Source organism: Parcubacteria group bacterium, assembly GCA_041660065.1.
Classification (GTDB): Bacteria; Patescibacteriota; Minisyncoccia; order Moranbacterales.
The window spans coordinates 24470-40286 of the sequence record JBAZXC010000006.1 but is presented as its reverse complement, the minus strand read 5'-3'; the positions used below and the strand labels follow the sequence as shown (position 1 = coordinate 40286).

The following is a 15817-nucleotide window of genomic DNA, read 5'->3' as shown; positions in this document are numbered from 1 at the left end:
TCAGTCAAAGGCTGATCCCTGTCCACCCTGCCTACCGGCAGGCACCTTGGGCGGAAAAAGTAACAAATAAAAAGTATGTAAAGGGCTGTGCCCTGTACCGTACTGGTACAGGGGTTTTATGGACAAGTGATCGTTAAAATACTACTATATTGATATAGTAGTATGATTTTATTTTAAAAAAATTTATGACAAAGAAAAGAATTTTTTCGGGGATACAACCGAGTGGTAATTTGCATATCGGGAATTATCTTGGTGCGATCAAGAATTGGGTGGATATGCAGGATGAATATGAATCAATTTTTTGTGTCGTGGATATGCACGCGATCACTGTACCGCAAGATCCGGAAATTTTAAAAAAGAAAACAATTGAGATCGCAAAGATCTATCTCGCGGCAGGGATCGATCCAGAGAAGTCCACGATCTTTATTCAGTCGCATGTCAAAGCACATGCGGAATTGTGTTGGATTTTGAATACTATTACACAGAATGGTGATTTGACAAAAATGACACAGTTTAAGGATAAAACTGGAATGGATGTCGAGGCAATTGTTCCTTTCATTAAAGAGCAGTCAGAAAGAAAGCTTGAAGAAATAGTAGTAGGAAATTCAACGAATGATTTGACGAAACAACAGGTATATAAAATCACTGCACAAACCGCAGCTGATGTTTTTCAAAAATTTATAAAGGAAAGATTTAATTCTGCTGGCATGGGGCTTTTTGATTACCCTGTCTTAATGGCTGGAGATATTTTACTTTACGATACACAGACTGTACCGGTGGGACAGGATCAGGTGCAACATGTAGAACTTGCACGGACGCTTGCACGACGATTTAATAAACGATTTGGTGAGACATTTGTTGTGCCGGAATACTTTGTCAAAGAAGAAGGAAAGATGATTATGGGACTGGATAATCCGGAGAAAAAAATGAGTAAGTCTGCTGCGAGTGAGTATAATTATATTTCTCTCATGGATGATGCGGAGAGTGTGCGCAAAAAGATCCGCAAAGCGGTGACGGATAGCGGGGAAGAGATCGTATACCGTGATGAAAAACCGGCACTCAAAAATCTCATCAATATTTATGCAATTCTTGCAGGTATGACTGCGCAGGGAGTGGAACAGAAATTTGTAGGCAAGCGGTATGGCGACTTCAAAAATAATCTCGCGGAAGTGATCGTGAACTTCCTTACACCTTTTCAAGAACGCATGCAGGCAATAAGTGATGAGGATGCATTACAAGTTTTGCATGATGGTGCAAGGCGAGCAGAGAAGATCGCGGAAAAGAAAATACGGGAAGTGAAAGAAAAGGTGGGCTTTATCATTTAAGTTAGAAAAAAATAAAAATTATGGAGGGGAAAAAGTTTGAAACACAGATGCAGGTAAATTTGCACAAAAATAATAATATTGGCAATCTTGATAAAAATAAATCTGAGGGTCAAAAAAAATTGACGTTTGAAGAAGCAGAGGAAATGTATAATGAAGGAGCGCAGTTGCGTGAACGTGTTATACACATCGCAGAGCAGGATCTGGAGTACTGCTATGAAGTTTTCAAAGAAGTTCATACGGCTTTTTTTGGAAACATGGATAAATGGGAAGTGTCGAGACATATTACGCATCGTATTTTGATGGGGACAATGATTAGTAAAAATGAAGAGCAATCTTTGATAATATATGATGACGTTGATAAAGTGGTCTTTGAAAAATTCCTTGTACCTGCATCGAATGTTTCATCAAAATTGGAAGTTGAAAAAATCGTTAAACAACTGATTTCTGCACAGAGAATTGAGCGTGGTGTGCAGTAGCACATAAACGAGAAAATAGATTCCCGTTTTCATGGGAATGACAGGGGGCTAATGGTGCATATTGCAAAAAGATTTCCTGTCTAACGGTAGGTAGATTTTTCTTCACACAAGGCGGATTGCAATGACGGTACATTGACCATGAGTACAAGTCACAGTTTTTTTTGGTGATAATATTGTTTGTATAAAACTGCTTTAGCTGCGAATGATTGCGAGGAGTTCATCACGTTTTTGTTCCATTATTTCTTGCGTTTTTGCTTCACAATTAAGTCGGAGAACGGGTTCGGTGTTGGACGGACGGACGTTGAACCACCAATCGGGGTAATCGATTTTGATACCATCGAGCTCGCTGAGTGTGCCGTCGCTGAATTTTTCTTTGAGCGTTGCAATGACGGCATCCTTGTCATGCACTTCGGAATTAATTTCTCCACTGTGTGCATAGCGTCTTAGGTTAGCGACGAGTTCGGAGATTTTTTGACCGGTTTGTGCCATCAAGTTGAGCAATGTGAATGCGGCGAGAGTGCTTACTTCACCATTTTTGTTTGCTTGGAAATAATAATGACCGGATAGTTCGCCGGAAAAGAGGGCGTTTTCTTCACGCATCTGCGCTTTGATAAATGCGTGACCCACACGACATTCGTGTGCGATGCCACCGCTCTCCTCGATCACTTCTTTGACTGCGCGCGATGATCGCAGATCATAGAGAATGGTTGCGCCAATATTGTTTTCAAGGAGCACTTTAGCAATGAGCCCTGTCGTGAGATCCATAGGAATTACTGCACCAGTCTCATCCACAAATCCGATGCGATCGGCGTCACCGTCATAGGCAATGCCGAGGTCTGCCTTTTCGGCGATGACTTTTTCTTGGAGTTCTCGCAACGTTTCTGTTTTCAGTGGATTCGCCTCGTGTGCATTGTATGCATTGGTGAGGTCGCAGTAAAGCTCGATCACGTTGAAATTATCGGCAAAATATTTTTTGTAAAAAGGAAGCTCTAGCACACCCATGGTGTTGGCACAGTCCACAACGATCGTGAATTTTTTATCTCCAAATGCAGCAAATTTACTGAAGTATTCATAGTATGATGGGCGGATGTTGTATGTGGTGACGGTTCCTTTTCTGTGGGATTTTGTGAATGTGCCGGCGATCACTGCGTCGCGGATGTCGTTGAGTCCGGTCGCACTGCCGACAGGTTGGGCATCTCTGCGACAGATCTTTACGCCGTTATATTCTCCCGGATTATGAGATGCCGTGACAGAAACTGCACCATCTACATCAAGTGCATGGGAAGAATAATAGAGCATCGGTGTCGTGATCATATCCAAGTCAACCACATCACAACCAGCATCCGTGATCCCATTGAGAAGAGCCGTGTGAAGTGACGGACCGGATTCGCGCGCATCACGTCCGACGGCAAGTGTTTTGGCGCTGAGCTCTGCGACAACGGCATGACCGATCTTGTAAACAGCATCCTCATCAATTTCCGTAGGATAGATCCCGCGGACGTCATATGCTTTAAAAATTTCTTGGTGCATAGTTTGGTGTGTTTAATGATATATGATAAGTATAACACTGAATATAAAATGAAAAAATACACCATTTACAAATGACATGTTTTGTGATATAACATCACATCAGTATCATTAACAAAAAAATATACATCAACCTAACTTAAGGAGCGGTGATGATGAATAAACCAAAAAGTGTCTACGATAACTACTGTGAACCATGGGAGGTGTTATACGATGTTGTGATGCACTATCCAGAACGATTGATTCCGCATATTGGTGATCTGGTTACGATCGATCGGAGATGGCGCATACGAGCGCAACGCGTGCTCGACATATCGCGAGGTAAGAATATACCAAAAATCGCATATCAAAATCTGGGTGGAGAACTTCTTACGCGGTGTGAGCCGGAATTGTTGCCACAGTTTCTCATAGGCAAGGCGTTCAATGAGATGCCTGCAGAAAAGATGGAAAAAATGTTCCCATTACTTTTGCGTTGGCAAGTTGAGTTCATCCGGAGCATGGACGTTATTCCGGGGCAGTACTTTTCGGTAAATCTGGAAAGTCCAGAGGGATCATGGAATGAAGTGTGTGAGATTCTTTCCACATGCGATAATGTGCCGATAAATGTGGAACTCAAGGAAAATGCACAATTATCGCCACACGCCATGCAACAGCTGGCATACGTGTGCAAAAAAACAGGGATACGGATCTATATTGATGATCTGTGCACATTTTGCCATCGGATTCCCGATCAGCAGGAATATATCATTATGTTGGTCGAACTCCTTCATTCGCACATCAAGATTGTCAAGATCGATTATGATGTGATGAAACGGATTCGCAGGGATTGGAATAGTTATAAGTTGGTGCGTAGTAATTTGGAGGCGTTCGCGTGGTTCTGGTTCAATGTGACGGGCGGTCTTTCATTGCCGTATGTGGCATTTGAATCGATGCCGGTGGAAGAGATGTACTGGATCGATCAATTGGAAATACTGGCACAGAAGTATCCAAATTGCTGCTATCAAAAAGGTTGACTTTTGAATCAAATCATGGTACTTTTGTGTTAGAAAATACTGCAATCTTAACAATGGGAGGTTTGTGATGAAGTACATTAAAAAAATTTTTGCATTTCTTGGTCGTCTTCCACGGGCAATTATGTGGGACATCCGACTGTGTCGGAAATGGTCAGTGCCAAGTTTGCGCTGATTTCTGCTCCGGGTAAGGACTATAAGATCTGACAATGTTCAGAACATCATCTTATAAGTTCTTCCCGGACTTTTTTTATTTTATATTGACAATCTGTGAATTTTCCGACACAATCCGAGTAGAATGAGTAGTGTATAATGAACAATGAAGAACATAAATATATTTTTATGCAAAAACATTTAATTTGTGATTTTGACAGTACGATCGTGTCGATCGAAACGCTGGATGAACTGGCGAAGTTTGTGATGCGCCGCACGGGATATGATGTTGACTTGGCACAAAAGATCGAAGAGATCACCGAAATGGGCATGCAAGGTGAGATCAGTTTTGCACAGTCTCTGAGTCAGCGGTTGGCATTGATGCATTTGCACAGAGATGATATTACGGCATTCAAAGATCATGTGATGCGCGCAGTGACGGTGTCGGTACTCAAGAATCGGGATTTTTTGAAAAAGTATCATAAAAACATTCATATCATCTCAGGGGGGTTTTATGATTTCATCATACCCGTTGCGACAGAACTGGGGATCGATGCGCAGAACGTACATGCAAATAGTTTTGCCTTTGATGATCGTGGGGAGGTGATCGGCTATGATGTGAACAGTTGTTTGGTCAAGCCGTCAGGGAAGGCATTGCAGGTGAAGCAGTTGCAATTGGGGGGTAAGGTCATTATGGTGGGGGATGGATGGACGGATTATGAAGTAAAGCAATCCGGAGCGGCAGATCATTTCGTGGCATTTGTAGAGCACATGATGCGGGACAAGGTAATGGACGTAGCGGATCATGTGGCACACGGATTTGACGATGTGGTTAAATATTATAAGAGCGTTTAGTTTATGGGATTACAAGTAGGGATCGTCGGACTGCCGAATGTCGGGAAGTCCACACTTTTTAAAGCATTGACACAAAAGCAGGTTGACATCAGCAACTATCCGTTTTGTACGATCGAGCCGAATGTCGGCGTGGTCACTGTGCCGGATGAGCGATTGCAGAGATTGGCAGACCTTACGGGTTGTACGAAGCTTGTGCCGACGATCATCGAGTTCGTGGATATTGCAGGATTGGTCAAGGGTGCATCAGAGGGAGAGGGTTTGGGCAATAAATTTCTCGCGAATATTCGTCAGGTGGATGCGATCGTGCAAGTGGTGCGTGTGTTCGTCAAGGAGACGATCACGCACGTGCATGACATTGTCGATCCGGAGAGAGATATTGAGATCATCGAAATGGAACTCATCCTCGCTGATATGGTGACAGTGGACAAGACGCTCGTGCGATTGGAAAAATTGGCACGCGGGAATGATAAAGATGCACCTGCACAAAAAGAAATTGTACAAAAGATCAAAGATGCACTGGACAGTGGAAAGTTGGCGCGAACAGTTGTGGTTGATCTGACGCATGAGCCGACAAAAAAGATCATACAAGAGATGAGTCTCCTCACGATGAAACCGATCATGTATGTGTACAACGTCTCCGACCTTGACGCAGCATTGGATCCAAAACTTCTCGCGCGACCGCATGTCGCACTGGACATCAAGATCGAAGAGGAGCTCATGGAGATGAGCAAAAAAGAAGCGGAAGAGCTCGGTATGCGATCGCATCTGCAAGATCTCATTACAAAATCTTTTGAACTGCTCGGACTGCAGACATTTCTCACAACAGGCGAAGTGGAAACGCGTGCATGGACGATCAAAAAAGGTTCCACGGCACCGGAAGCCGGTGCGGCAATTCACAATGATTTCAAAGACCGATTTATCCGTGCGGATGTGGTGAATTGGGAGAAACTGATCGAAGCGGGGAGTTGGAGCAAGGCACGTGACACGGGTGTACTGCGTACAGTGGGCAAAGATTATATCATGCAAGAGGGTGATGTGGTGGAGTTTAAAGTGTAGATTTTTAGGTTGTAGGGAGTAGAAGTTAGGGAGTAGTAGGATTTTAGGCGTCAGTCCCGTCGCTCGCGAGCGACGGGACTATAAGGGTAGGAGTTGGGGAGTAGAGAATTGAAAGTGGATGAGTTATGAAAAGTTCGGAGCAGGTTGTAAAACCTGCTCCTGCGAGCTTTTTTTACTATTGAATAATGTTGCAGAAATATTGACAAAATGACGATTTAGGTGTACAATGGACGGTTGTATCAATTCATATGGAGTTATTTAATATAGTTGATTTTTTCAATAAAAAGAGGAGGTTACATCCAATGAAAAATCAAGGGAGAAAAGTAAAATGGCTTTTTGTTATCGGTCTGGCATTGTTGTTGGGCATTTTTCTAGGCAGACTTATTGTCTCATTTGTTTCCACGCCGCCAATGTCACAGCCAATGTCACAGGCTGAGGAGAAAAAATCATTTGCCGTGTATCGTTTGAGTGAGATCGCAAAGATCAGTCATGCGGAGCATTCGGTCCGCATACTCAAATTTGCACAAAGCCAGATTGGCATTGATCATGACTCTGATGAAAAGATTAAAATTTTGCTCAACTCTGAGTGGAATAGTATGATCAGAAATTTGCAATTCATCCATGCGACGGGAATCTTCAAGGATGGTGTGTTGGGGTTTACGACAGATCCATTAAACAACTTGGATCAAGAAAATCTCAAAAAGTGCATCGGTGAACTGGAAGAAAAGATTAAAATTCTTCGGAAGTACTTCGATATTGAGGGGTCCGCTACCGATTTGGTGGTGGCAAATAAAGTGATGTAAAACACTATACCAGATCTCGCACGCGTGTGAGGTCTGGTTTTAAATTTATCTCGCAGGAGCAGGTTTTATAACCTGCTCCTTTCATTTTATCTCACATAATAAACATTACGGAGCATAGTACAACTATGCTCCTGCAAAATTGTGAATATTCCGTCACAGGTAACAAACCGCCAATAGAAAAACCCTCTTTTGTGTTTTTGTGATTGTGTTAAAATAGGCTCATGCCATCAGTACGTATATCAAAAGATTTCAATCAAGATATATATTTTTTAACCATGACTGTTGCAAGATGGTATTATCTTTTCGACCGTCATCATCGGTGGCATATTTTGGCTGATTCTCTCGCATATTGTCGAGAACATAAAGGATTAAAATTATACGGTTTTGTTTTTATACTCAATCATATTCACGTGATCGTTCAGTCACCGGATGTGTCCGGTTTTGTACGCGATTTCAAGCGATTTACATCCGGAGAATTTAGAAAAAATCTTATTAAAAACGAACCGACGGTTCTGAAGTTATTTTTAGACCAGAAAGGAAATTATGAGTTTTGGCAAAAAACCAATATGCCGAAATGTATAGGATTGGAATCTTTTTTCCAAAATAAGTTAACATATATGCATAATAATCCTGTCAGAAAGAATTATGTGATGAAGCCGGAAGATTGGTATTGGTCTTCGGCGAATGAGTTATGTGAACTGAAAGTGGATGAGCTATAAAAGTTCGGAGCAGGTTGTAAAACCTGCTCCTGCAAAGTGGAAAAGGTTGGAGCAGGTTATAAAACCTGCTCCTGCGGTAGGTAAAAGTTTTGAATTTTTAAAAAAATGCATGGCAGATCTATACGAACAAAAATTATATAAAATATTGGATGAAATGAATATTCCTTATGAAAAATTCGAACATCCGGCTTTTGGGACGGTGGAGGCGTCGGGGAGTTTTTATCGCGATCATGATATGGGGGTGGATTGCAAAAATGCTTTTATGCAAAATCGTCGCGGACGCAAGCATTATCTCGTCATATTGTGTGCGCAAAAAAATATCGATATCCCGCATCTGGCGGAATTCTTGGGCGAGCATCGCAAGATGGGTTTTGCATCAGCGGATCGCTTGGAAAATAATCTCGGACTTACGCCGGGGTCCGTGACGCCGTTTGGTCTCATTCATGAAAACGCCGGAGAAGTGGGTGTTGTGGTGGATAAAGAAATTTTTGATTATGCGTCTGTGCATTTCCATCCGTTTCGCAACACGGCATCACTCAAAATTTCTACAAAAGATTTCCTGCGTTTTTTGAAGCGCTATGCGATGGATGTTAAAATATATGATACGGAGCTCATTTAATATTTATGTCATGCTGAACTTGTTTCAGTATCTATATAAGTCATAATTTTGAGATTCTGAAACAAGTTCAGAATGACAAAAGTTTGTTGCATAGTTGTGTACGGCATAATCTATCTATTTGATGTCAGACAAGTTTTTTAAAAACTTTTTAAAGGGGGAACATATGGCACACGCGTATGGCGATGAGAAGAAAAAGATCAAAACGATGATCATGAATGTGCTGTTTGGCATGTTGCTTGTTTTTGCGGTTGCGGTGGTTATCGGGTGGTTGTTTTTTGTAGGTGCATTGCTGTGGCAAAGAGTATTCGATGTGGCGTTCCTTGTCCTTATCGTTCCGCCCTTTATGCTGTGGGCGATCATTGGAGCCGGACAAGAGTGGAGCCCATGACACATGATCAAAATGCAAATGGAGTCTTTGGGAGCGAATTTAGTATAATTCGCTCCTTTTTTGTTGTGCATATGATATTTTGTGCAAAATGAAACAATTGTAAGCGATCCAAAAGTGATCTATACTTACAGTAATAAATAATTTAAGGCTAAGGCTATGGAAAATTTCGATCCGTATGATCCAAAATATAAATCGGTGAAAGATCTGCCGGGAGAAGAAAAAGAGAAGTATGCTGATTTGCCAGAGGGTGGGTTTGTGAGAAAAAGTGCGATCAGGGAAACAGAAATTGCGAATGCGCTGGCTGAGGAAATAAGACGTAAAGAGGATAGTCAACGACCAGTGATGGATAAGATTCTGGGCAAAAACAAAAGTGGTCATTTATTATCAGATGAACTGCGGGGTCCTTATGATGCGCATTTTGAACGACAGGAAAATATGACCGTTGATCAGAAGAATGCGGGACAGAAGGAAGGGATGTTGAGGGAAATTCAGGAGCGTCAGGGTCGTATTGAGATGTTGCAGGAAGATATAGCGAGGCAAGAGGAAGAACTTGCAGAAATGAAAGGTGCTCTCGTGAAGTATCAGGAAAAATTTGTAGAATTGAAAACCCTTTATGATGCTATGGATAAATCAATGTGAGGTTTTTTAAAAAAATATTATTAATAATAAGGTAATGATCCAAAACGAAAAGTACATGCTTCGTCGGAAGGTGTTCAAACTCATGGGTGCGCGATTCGATATTTTTGATGAAAATGGCGTGATGATACTCCATGCGGCGCAAAAAGCGTTTAAGTTGAGAGAAGATATTCGATTGTACGCAGACGAAAATAAGACAGATGAAGTGATGCTTATTCACACACGAGAGATTTTGGATTTTTCTGCCGCGTATGATGTGGTGGATAGCAAGACGGGAGAGAAGATTGGTGCATTCAAACGCAAGGGATGGAATGCTCTCGTGCGTGATGAATGGATCGTGATGGATAAAAACGATCAGGAGATCGGTGTATGCATTGAGGATTCTCTGGGACTGGCACTTGTGCGGCGGTTGATCCTGAATTTGATCCCGCAAAATTATGATCTCATGATCAGTGGTGTGCGTGTGGCAGATATTCGCCAGCGATTCAATCCGTTTATCTATAAACTGGAGATCGATCTAACGCAATGGCCGAGTATCATTGATCGGCGCATTGGTATTGCTGCCGCAGTACTGATCGCGGCAATCGAGGGACGACAAAATTAGAGCGTGATTACGAAAAAAAGCGAGGCAAGATCTCGCTTTTTGGCTGTGGACAACGATGATTGACAGATTTTTATTATTATGCTATACTCGAAAATCGTAGTTCTTTTACACCATTTTATTTTTTTGTGATTCCGATAGGCGGAATTGCTTGAAAAATCAAAAGAGAGGAGCAAAGATGAACATAAAAAAGGGAAGGATTTGTGCAGTTACATGTGTGATTGTGGCGGTTTTTTTGATGACCGGATGCAATCCGGACAGAGCACTCCGTGCCATTGATGCAGCCGGCAGGGTAATGCAGGTTGCCAACACAGTGGCCGAAGGCGTCAATCTCGGATTCAAAATCGCAGAAAGTGTAGCAAAAATAAAGTACTATCAACAGCTTGCAAAGAGCGATCAGGAACGATTGGCTGTTGCATACCAATCAAATGCGCCGGGCAGTTGGGTGGCTGCAGATGGTTCAAGCGTAGTATTTGAGCCGGGCATGCACTACAGGCCCACTCGCGCGTATGGCAATGAATTCAGATCGTACATCGGCGAGGAATGTATGACATCAAAGGTTGTTTCCAAAAAAACAGCCGTTGATGGGACGATTTACAAAACAACTGTTGACGCGGATGCATGTTATGATCCGCGTACCAAGCAGTGGGAAATCGTCAGGGGCAGTGAGTGGAACGAGACGGAAATAGCGTACGCACCACCTGTTACTCCAAAGAAACCGAAGACAAAGAGGTATTAGACATGAAGAGGACTTCTTTTTTCATTTTCGTTTCCATTTTCTTTTTTGCGACGAGCGGATTTTGTTTTCCGCGTCCGCCTCTTCCGCCACCGATATTTATTCCCATTCCTGTTCCGGTGGAGATCGAAGGGCAGGTGCCTCCGCCACCACCGGTTGTCGAGCGTCATGTTATCATTGACGACTCACATCTCAGGGCATGGCGGAAATATCATGGCGGCTGGATCAATCTGCCACAGGGATATGCCATAGAACTGCGGGAGGTTGAAGTGGAAAATGGACGGGTTGTCCAGTTTCATTTCATTCCAGAGGGCGAACGGCAATGGAAAAAATATGACAGAAAAAATCCGCCCAACGCTCCGCCAGGATTTGAAAATTTAACACGGGTTTTGGATCTGGGGAATGGCCAGCAAATAAAGCAATTCATCACCATTCCTGAAGGGGAAGATGATGAGGAGGCTGAGGGTGAGTGAATTCTTTGGGTGGGGGTAAAAAGCGTTGATCAGCAGATTGGCGCTTTTATTTTTTTATCACCAATTTGAAAACCGTATCTTTGTAAAATATTTACTGAATATATATAATTCTGGATTCCCGTTCCCCAATTTCTCGAGGACAAGCTTCACGGGAATGACACGGGTTTTTATATTTGCGGTTTTGTAATTGACAAATCGTCAAAATTCTTTTATAACGAGTAATATATTTGAGGAATGTTCTTTTCCATCGGCGTGTGTCAATTGGAGATGTATCAAAAAAAGGAAGCAAGGAGAAAAAATGAAAAAGCTCATTGTAGTAGCAATCGGTTTTTTGTCCCTAGTGATCCCGTCTATTGGTTGGGGTTTTCCGCCACCACCAATACACGGAGGAGGACATCATTTTCAACCCCCGTCGCACTATGGAGGTGGACAGACTTTTCGGCATCGTCTCCCGTTTTATCATGGAGGGCGACATTTCCGCCACCACCCACCACCCACCTTTGTCCGTCACCACCGGTATTGTGGGGGACCGGAAATTGCATTGCCTTTTCCTCGACCTATTAATTTCCCGTGGGTTTTTAATCCGCCACCGTGTCCCGGTCCTGGTTATGTGCTCAAAGTGCGCACAGGCTGGTGGAACGGATATCACACCCGGAAGTATCGGTGGGTGTATGAAGATTATTAGGGCATTTGCCCATTCACACCCCATGCAATCGTGATTGTATGGGGTGTTTTTAATTTGGAAAATTCTTTTTTTGTATTTTCTCTTGACATGGAATTGAAATTCGCTACAATAAGGAGAGGATTAGCACTCTCGGTATTAGATTGCTAATTCATCTTTACAAGTAATTTTGTGTAATCAATTAATAAAAAAAGTTATGGCAAAGCAAATTGAATTTGGTGCGGATGCACGCAAAAAAGTTGTGGCCGGTATGGATAAGGTGGCAAATGCGGTCAAGACAACGATCGGTCCGAAAGGACGCAATGTGGTTTTGGACAAAGGATTTGGTGCACCGACAGTGACCAACGATGGTGTATCGATCGCAAAAGATATTGAATTGGAAGACAAATTTGAGAACGTGGGCGCATCGCTTATCAAAGAAGTGGCAGACAAGACCAATGATGCGGCAGGGGATGGCACGACGACATCAACGATCATGATGCAAGCGATCGTCAACGAAGGCTTGAAGTTTGTGGAAACGGGGATCAATCCTGTAGGCATTCGCAAGGGACTTGAAGCGGCAAAAAATGATGTGGTTGCCGTATTGCAGAAAAATTCCAAGAAGGTTTCCAGTAAAGAAGAAATCGCACAAGTCGCGACGATCAGTGCAGAAAACGCAGAAATGGGACGCATGATTGCGGATGTGATGGAGCGTGTCGGCAAAGATGGCGTGATCACTGTAGAAGAATCACAGACCGTGGGACTCTCCTATGATGTGGTGGAAGGCATGCAATTTGATAAAGGTTATGTATCGCCGTATATGATGACTGATGCAGAATCGCGCAAGTCGGAGATCGCCAATCCTGCAATCATCATCACCGATAGAAAGATCTCCGCGATCAGCGATATTTTACCGCTACTTGAAAAGATCGCGCAGAGTGGCAAGAAGGACATCGTGCTTATCTGTGATGATTTGGAAGGTGAAGCGTTGGCAACTCTCGTGGTCAATAAATTGCGTGGCGCACTCAACGTACTTGCGGTCAAGGCACCGGAATTTGGTGAAACACGCAAAGAAATGCTTGAGGACATCGCTATTGTGACGGGTGCAACAGTGATCACAGAGGACAAAGGTATGACTGTGGAAAATGTAGGACTTGAGGTGTTGGGTAGTGCGGCCAAGGTTGTATCGACAAAGGATGAGACGGTGATTGTGGACGGCAAAGGCACGAAGAAAAATATCAAAGCACGTGCAGAGTACATCGCAAAACAAATCAAGACAGAAGATTCCAAGTATTCCAAAGAAAAATTGCAGAAACGCATGGCGAAACTTTCCGGCGGCGTAGCGGTGATTCGTGCCGGTGCGGCAACAGAAACAGAAATGGGTTATGTACGTCACAAACTTGAAGATGCGTTGGCGGCGACAAAAGCGGCTGTGGAAGAAGGTGTTGTTGCAGGCGGTGGAAGTGCATTGGTCAAGGCGGCGAATGTCATTGTGTGTGACGCAAAGGCAAACGATGAGTTTCGTGCAGGATACAAGACGCTCATAAGCGCGCTTTCTGCACCGCTCAAACAGATCGTGGCAAATGCCGGCGAGCGCGATGCGGCAGTCGTATTGAATGCTGTGGTGGAAAGCAAAGGAAAAAATTACGGATACAATGCATTGGAGGATCGTTTTGAAGATGATATGGTCAAGGCGGGAATTATTGATCCACTCAAAGTGACGCGCACAGCGATTGAAAATGCAGTGTCTGTTGCGTCGATGCTTCTCACGACAGAAGTGGTGATCACAGATAAACCTGATGCACATGATCATACGCCGGCCGGAGGCATGGGTGGTGGTATGTCGGGCATGGGCGGGATGATGTAATTATCGATTATTAGACATGCAGTCTCGTCGCTCGCGAGCGACAGGATGGACTGGTAGACATGAGGACAATCAGAAATAAAAATGCACATCGTTTTATGATGTGTGTTTTTATTTTTTTTGTTTTCTTGGACTTTTGATGATATAATGTTACGAGATGGACACAAAAACAAAGATATGAAAATAGAAAATTCACAAGTGCGTGATTATCTTTTGGAAAACAATATTCTTGACCAAGAAACACTTGGTCCGGTTTTTGCGCAGGCGGAAAAAGATCAGGAGCAGTTATGTGATCTTTTGGTCCAACAAAATATCATTGATGATAAACAGTGTGTGAGGATCAAAGCAGGCGTGCTTGGGTACCCATTTGTGGACCTCACAAAGGAAAATGTATCCGGACAGATCTTGAGTATGATTCCCGAGCAGGTGGCAAAAAAGTCACAAGTAGTTGCCTTTGAAAAAAGCGGAAAAACGCTTAAAGTTGCCATGCTTGATCCGGAAAATTTGCAAATCATTGACTTTTTGCGCAAAAAGACCGATCTGGAGATTATGCCGTATATGACGACGGAGGACAGTTTTCGCACAGTGATCAAACAGTATGCCAAGAGTTTGAAAGTGGAATTTGGTGAGATCATTCCAGAGGATGCAATTGCAATTGCGACGCAAGGGGAGGATGATGATCTGGTAAAAATCGCGGAGGATCTCCCGATCGTGCGTATCGTGGATACACTTCTCAAACACGCAATTCTCGATGGCGCATCTGATATTCATATTGAGCCGCAAGAAAAAGATGTGATCGTTCGCTATCGTGTGGACGGCATTTTACGGCAAGCGATGACCTTGCCAAAAAATGCCTTACCGGGAATTGTTGCGCGCATCAAGGTGTTATCTAACTTGAAGTTGGATGAACATCGTTTGCCACAAGATGGTCGTTTCAAAATTGAAAAAGAGGATTACAGGATTTCATTTCGTGTGAGTATCTTGCCGGTGTTTGATGGGGAGAAAATCGTCATGCGTCTTTTGAACGAGACATCACATGGATTGACATTGGAAAAAATGGGAATGTTTGGAGAGGCATTGGAGGCAGTACATCGTGAGATTCAAAAACCGAATGGTATGATCTTGGTAACCGGTCCGACAGGCTCCGGCAAAACAACGACGCTTTATACCGTGGTGGACATCTTGAATTCACCGGAGGTGAACATCTCAACCGTTGAGGATCCTGTGGAATATCGGATGGATAGCATCAATCAAACACAAGTGCAGACAAAGATCGGAATGACATTTGCCGCGGCACTGCGTGCACTCCTGCGTCAGGACCCGGATATTATCATGGTGGGTGAGATTCGTGACAAGGAAACATTGGAGATTGCGATCCATGCGGCAATGACCGGACATCTGGTACTCTCTACACTGCATACAAATTCTGCTGCTGGAGCAATTCCGCGCATGGTGGATATGGGTGTGGAGCCGTTTCTTATTGCATCAACAACCAATATCGTGATCGCGCAACGTCTTGTACGTCGATTGTGTGGCGAATGTCGGCAACCGTATAAATTGGATGCAAAGGAAGTGGAAACGTTGGGGAAAAATTATGATCTCGATACGATCTCAAAAACATTGTATCGCATCGGCGGACTGAAGCCGGGGACGAAGTGGACGGACATTGAACTATTTAAAGCGAATGGATGCTCACAATGCAGTGGTACCGGTTATAAAGGGCGAAATGGTATCTATGAGGTTTTTGAAATCACAGAGGCAATACAAAAAATGATCACACAAAACGCTACATCGGAAACAATGGAAAAGAAGGCGCGAGAGGATGGCATGGTCACGATGGTAGAGGATGGGTTTTACAAGATCGTCCAAGGACTTACGAGTATTGAGGAAGTAATGCGTGTTACAAAAGAATAAG

General features: G+C 43.3%; 17 protein-coding genes. 15 read left to right on the top strand and 2 right to left on the bottom strand.

Annotated features, from left to right (window positions below):
* Nucleotides 1-185 precede the first annotated feature (185 nt).
* Both trpS and WC819_05720 read left to right on the top strand, forming a co-directional pair.
* Nucleotides 186-1325, top strand: coding sequence for a tryptophan--tRNA ligase (trpS, locus tag WC819_05725; GenBank protein ID MFA5986814.1), 1140 nt, complete (start codon nucleotides 186-188; stop codon nucleotides 1323-1325).
* Between the two features lie 20 nt (nucleotides 1326-1345).
* Nucleotides 1346-1801, top strand: coding sequence for a hypothetical protein (locus WC819_05720; GenBank protein MFA5986813.1), 456 nt, complete (start codon nucleotides 1346-1348; stop codon nucleotides 1799-1801).
* A gap of 192 nt (nucleotides 1802-1993) precedes the next feature.
* On the opposite strand, the gene WC819_05715 is transcribed toward WC819_05720, so the two are convergent.
* Nucleotides 1994-3331 (bottom strand): phosphomannomutase/phosphoglucomutase, encoded by a 1338-nt coding sequence (locus WC819_05715; GenBank protein MFA5986812.1) that lies wholly within the window; start codon nucleotides 3329-3331, stop codon nucleotides 1994-1996.
* A gap of 149 nt (nucleotides 3332-3480) precedes the next feature.
* Here WC819_05715 and WC819_05710 point away from each other — a divergent pair, with 149 nt between their 5' ends.
* From WC819_05710 to WC819_05660, 11 genes are all read left to right on the top strand, one after another.
* Nucleotides 3481-4341 (top strand): hypothetical protein, encoded by an 861-nt coding sequence (locus WC819_05710; GenBank protein MFA5986811.1) that lies wholly within the window; start codon nucleotides 3481-3483, stop codon nucleotides 4339-4341.
* Nucleotides 4342-4680: 339 nt separating this feature from the next.
* Nucleotides 4681-5346 (top strand): HAD-IB family phosphatase, encoded by a 666-nt coding sequence (locus tag WC819_05705; protein ID MFA5986810.1) that lies wholly within the window; start codon nucleotides 4681-4683, stop codon nucleotides 5344-5346.
* A 3-nt stretch (nucleotides 5347-5349) separates the two neighbouring features.
* A complete protein-coding gene (gene ychF, locus WC819_05700) occupies nucleotides 5350-6402 on the top strand; it encodes a redox-regulated ATPase YchF (GenBank protein MFA5986809.1) in 1053 nt (350 codons plus the stop codon).
* Nucleotides 6403-6704: 302 nt separating this feature from the next.
* Nucleotides 6705-7205, top strand: coding sequence for a hypothetical protein (locus WC819_05695; GenBank protein ID MFA5986808.1), 501 nt, complete (start codon nucleotides 6705-6707; stop codon nucleotides 7203-7205).
* Between the two features lie 275 nt (nucleotides 7206-7480).
* Entirely contained in the window at nucleotides 7481-7924 is a 444-nt protein-coding gene (locus tag WC819_05690; protein ID MFA5986807.1) for a hypothetical protein, read from the top strand.
* On the top strand, nucleotides 7914-8543 hold the full coding sequence (locus tag WC819_05685; GenBank protein ID MFA5986806.1) for a prolyl-tRNA synthetase associated domain-containing protein: 630 nt from the start codon (nucleotides 7914-7916) through the stop codon (nucleotides 8541-8543). The genes WC819_05690 and WC819_05685 overlap by 11 nt, the downstream gene beginning before the upstream one ends.
* A 163-nt stretch (nucleotides 8544-8706) precedes the next feature.
* Nucleotides 8707-8931, top strand: coding sequence for a hypothetical protein (locus tag WC819_05680; GenBank protein ID MFA5986805.1), 225 nt, complete (start codon nucleotides 8707-8709; stop codon nucleotides 8929-8931).
* Between the two features lie 156 nt (nucleotides 8932-9087).
* Nucleotides 9088-9570, top strand: a complete 483-nt coding sequence (locus WC819_05675) for a hypothetical protein (protein MFA5986804.1) — start codon at nucleotides 9088-9090, stop codon at nucleotides 9568-9570.
* A 34-nt stretch (nucleotides 9571-9604) separates the two neighbouring features.
* On the top strand, nucleotides 9605-10171 hold the full coding sequence (locus WC819_05670; GenBank protein ID MFA5986803.1) for a hypothetical protein: 567 nt from the start codon (nucleotides 9605-9607) through the stop codon (nucleotides 10169-10171).
* A gap of 175 nt (nucleotides 10172-10346) precedes the next feature.
* Nucleotides 10347-10907 (top strand): hypothetical protein, encoded by a 561-nt coding sequence (locus WC819_05665; GenBank protein ID MFA5986802.1) that lies wholly within the window; start codon nucleotides 10347-10349, stop codon nucleotides 10905-10907.
* Nucleotides 10908-10909: 2 nt separating this feature from the next.
* Entirely contained in the window at nucleotides 10910-11377 is a 468-nt protein-coding gene (locus tag WC819_05660; GenBank protein ID MFA5986801.1) for a hypothetical protein, read from the top strand.
* Nucleotides 11378-11727: 350 nt separating this feature from the next.
* Here the strand turns inward: WC819_05660 and WC819_05655 are convergent, their stop codons facing one another.
* Entirely contained in the window at nucleotides 11728-11919 is a 192-nt protein-coding gene (locus tag WC819_05655) for a hypothetical protein (GenBank protein ID MFA5986800.1), read from the bottom strand.
* 336 nt (nucleotides 11920-12255) lie between these two features.
* Between WC819_05655 and groL the strand changes: the two genes are divergently transcribed.
* Nucleotides 12256-13905 (top strand): chaperonin GroEL, encoded by a 1650-nt coding sequence (groL, locus tag WC819_05650; GenBank protein ID MFA5986799.1) that lies wholly within the window; start codon nucleotides 12256-12258, stop codon nucleotides 13903-13905.
* A gap of 174 nt (nucleotides 13906-14079) precedes the next feature.
* Nucleotides 14080-15816 carry an ATPase, T2SS/T4P/T4SS family gene (locus tag WC819_05645; protein ID MFA5986798.1) on the top strand — a complete coding sequence of 579 codons (1737 nt, stop codon included), beginning with the start codon at nucleotides 14080-14082 and terminating at the stop codon, nucleotides 15814-15816.
* The last annotated feature ends 1 nt before the right edge of the window (nucleotide 15817 follow it).

Excerpts from the sequence above, each read along its gene's own strand:
- WC819_05720 (MFA5986813.1), top strand. The coding sequence starts at position 1,346 with ATGGAGGGGAAAAAGTTTGAAACACAGATGCAGGTAAATTTGCACAAA.
- WC819_05660 (MFA5986801.1), top strand. The coding sequence starts at position 10,910 with ATGAAGAGGACTTCTTTTTTCATTTTCGTTTCCATTTTCTTTTTTGCG.
- groL (MFA5986799.1), top strand. The coding sequence starts at position 12,256 with ATGGCAAAGCAAATTGAATTTGGTGCGGATGCACGCAAAAAAGTTGTG.
- WC819_05670 (MFA5986803.1), top strand. The coding sequence starts at position 9,605 with ATGATCCAAAACGAAAAGTACATGCTTCGTCGGAAGGTGTTCAAACTC.
- WC819_05715 (MFA5986812.1), bottom strand. The coding sequence starts at position 3,331 with ATGCACCAAGAAATTTTTAAAGCATATGACGTCCGCGGGATCTATCCT.
- WC819_05685 (MFA5986806.1), top strand. The coding sequence starts at position 7,914 with ATGAGCTATAAAAGTTCGGAGCAGGTTGTAAAACCTGCTCCTGCAAAG.
- WC819_05710 (MFA5986811.1), top strand. The coding sequence starts at position 3,481 with ATGATGAATAAACCAAAAAGTGTCTACGATAACTACTGTGAACCATGG.
- WC819_05655 (MFA5986800.1), bottom strand. The coding sequence starts at position 11,919 with ATGCAATTTCCGGTCCCCCACAATACCGGTGGTGACGGACAAAGGTGG.
- trpS (MFA5986814.1), top strand. The coding sequence starts at position 186 with ATGACAAAGAAAAGAATTTTTTCGGGGATACAACCGAGTGGTAATTTG.
- WC819_05645 (MFA5986798.1), top strand. The coding sequence starts at position 14,080 with ATGAAAATAGAAAATTCACAAGTGCGTGATTATCTTTTGGAAAACAAT.
- WC819_05680 (MFA5986805.1), top strand. The coding sequence starts at position 8,707 with ATGGCACACGCGTATGGCGATGAGAAGAAAAAGATCAAAACGATGATC.
- WC819_05705 (MFA5986810.1), top strand. The coding sequence starts at position 4,681 with ATGCAAAAACATTTAATTTGTGATTTTGACAGTACGATCGTGTCGATC.
- WC819_05665 (MFA5986802.1), top strand. The coding sequence starts at position 10,347 with ATGAACATAAAAAAGGGAAGGATTTGTGCAGTTACATGTGTGATTGTG.
- WC819_05690 (MFA5986807.1), top strand. The coding sequence starts at position 7,481 with ATGACTGTTGCAAGATGGTATTATCTTTTCGACCGTCATCATCGGTGG.
- WC819_05675 (MFA5986804.1), top strand. The coding sequence starts at position 9,088 with ATGGAAAATTTCGATCCGTATGATCCAAAATATAAATCGGTGAAAGAT.
- WC819_05695 (MFA5986808.1), top strand. The coding sequence starts at position 6,705 with ATGAAAAATCAAGGGAGAAAAGTAAAATGGCTTTTTGTTATCGGTCTG.
- ychF (MFA5986809.1), top strand. The coding sequence starts at position 5,350 with ATGGGATTACAAGTAGGGATCGTCGGACTGCCGAATGTCGGGAAGTCC.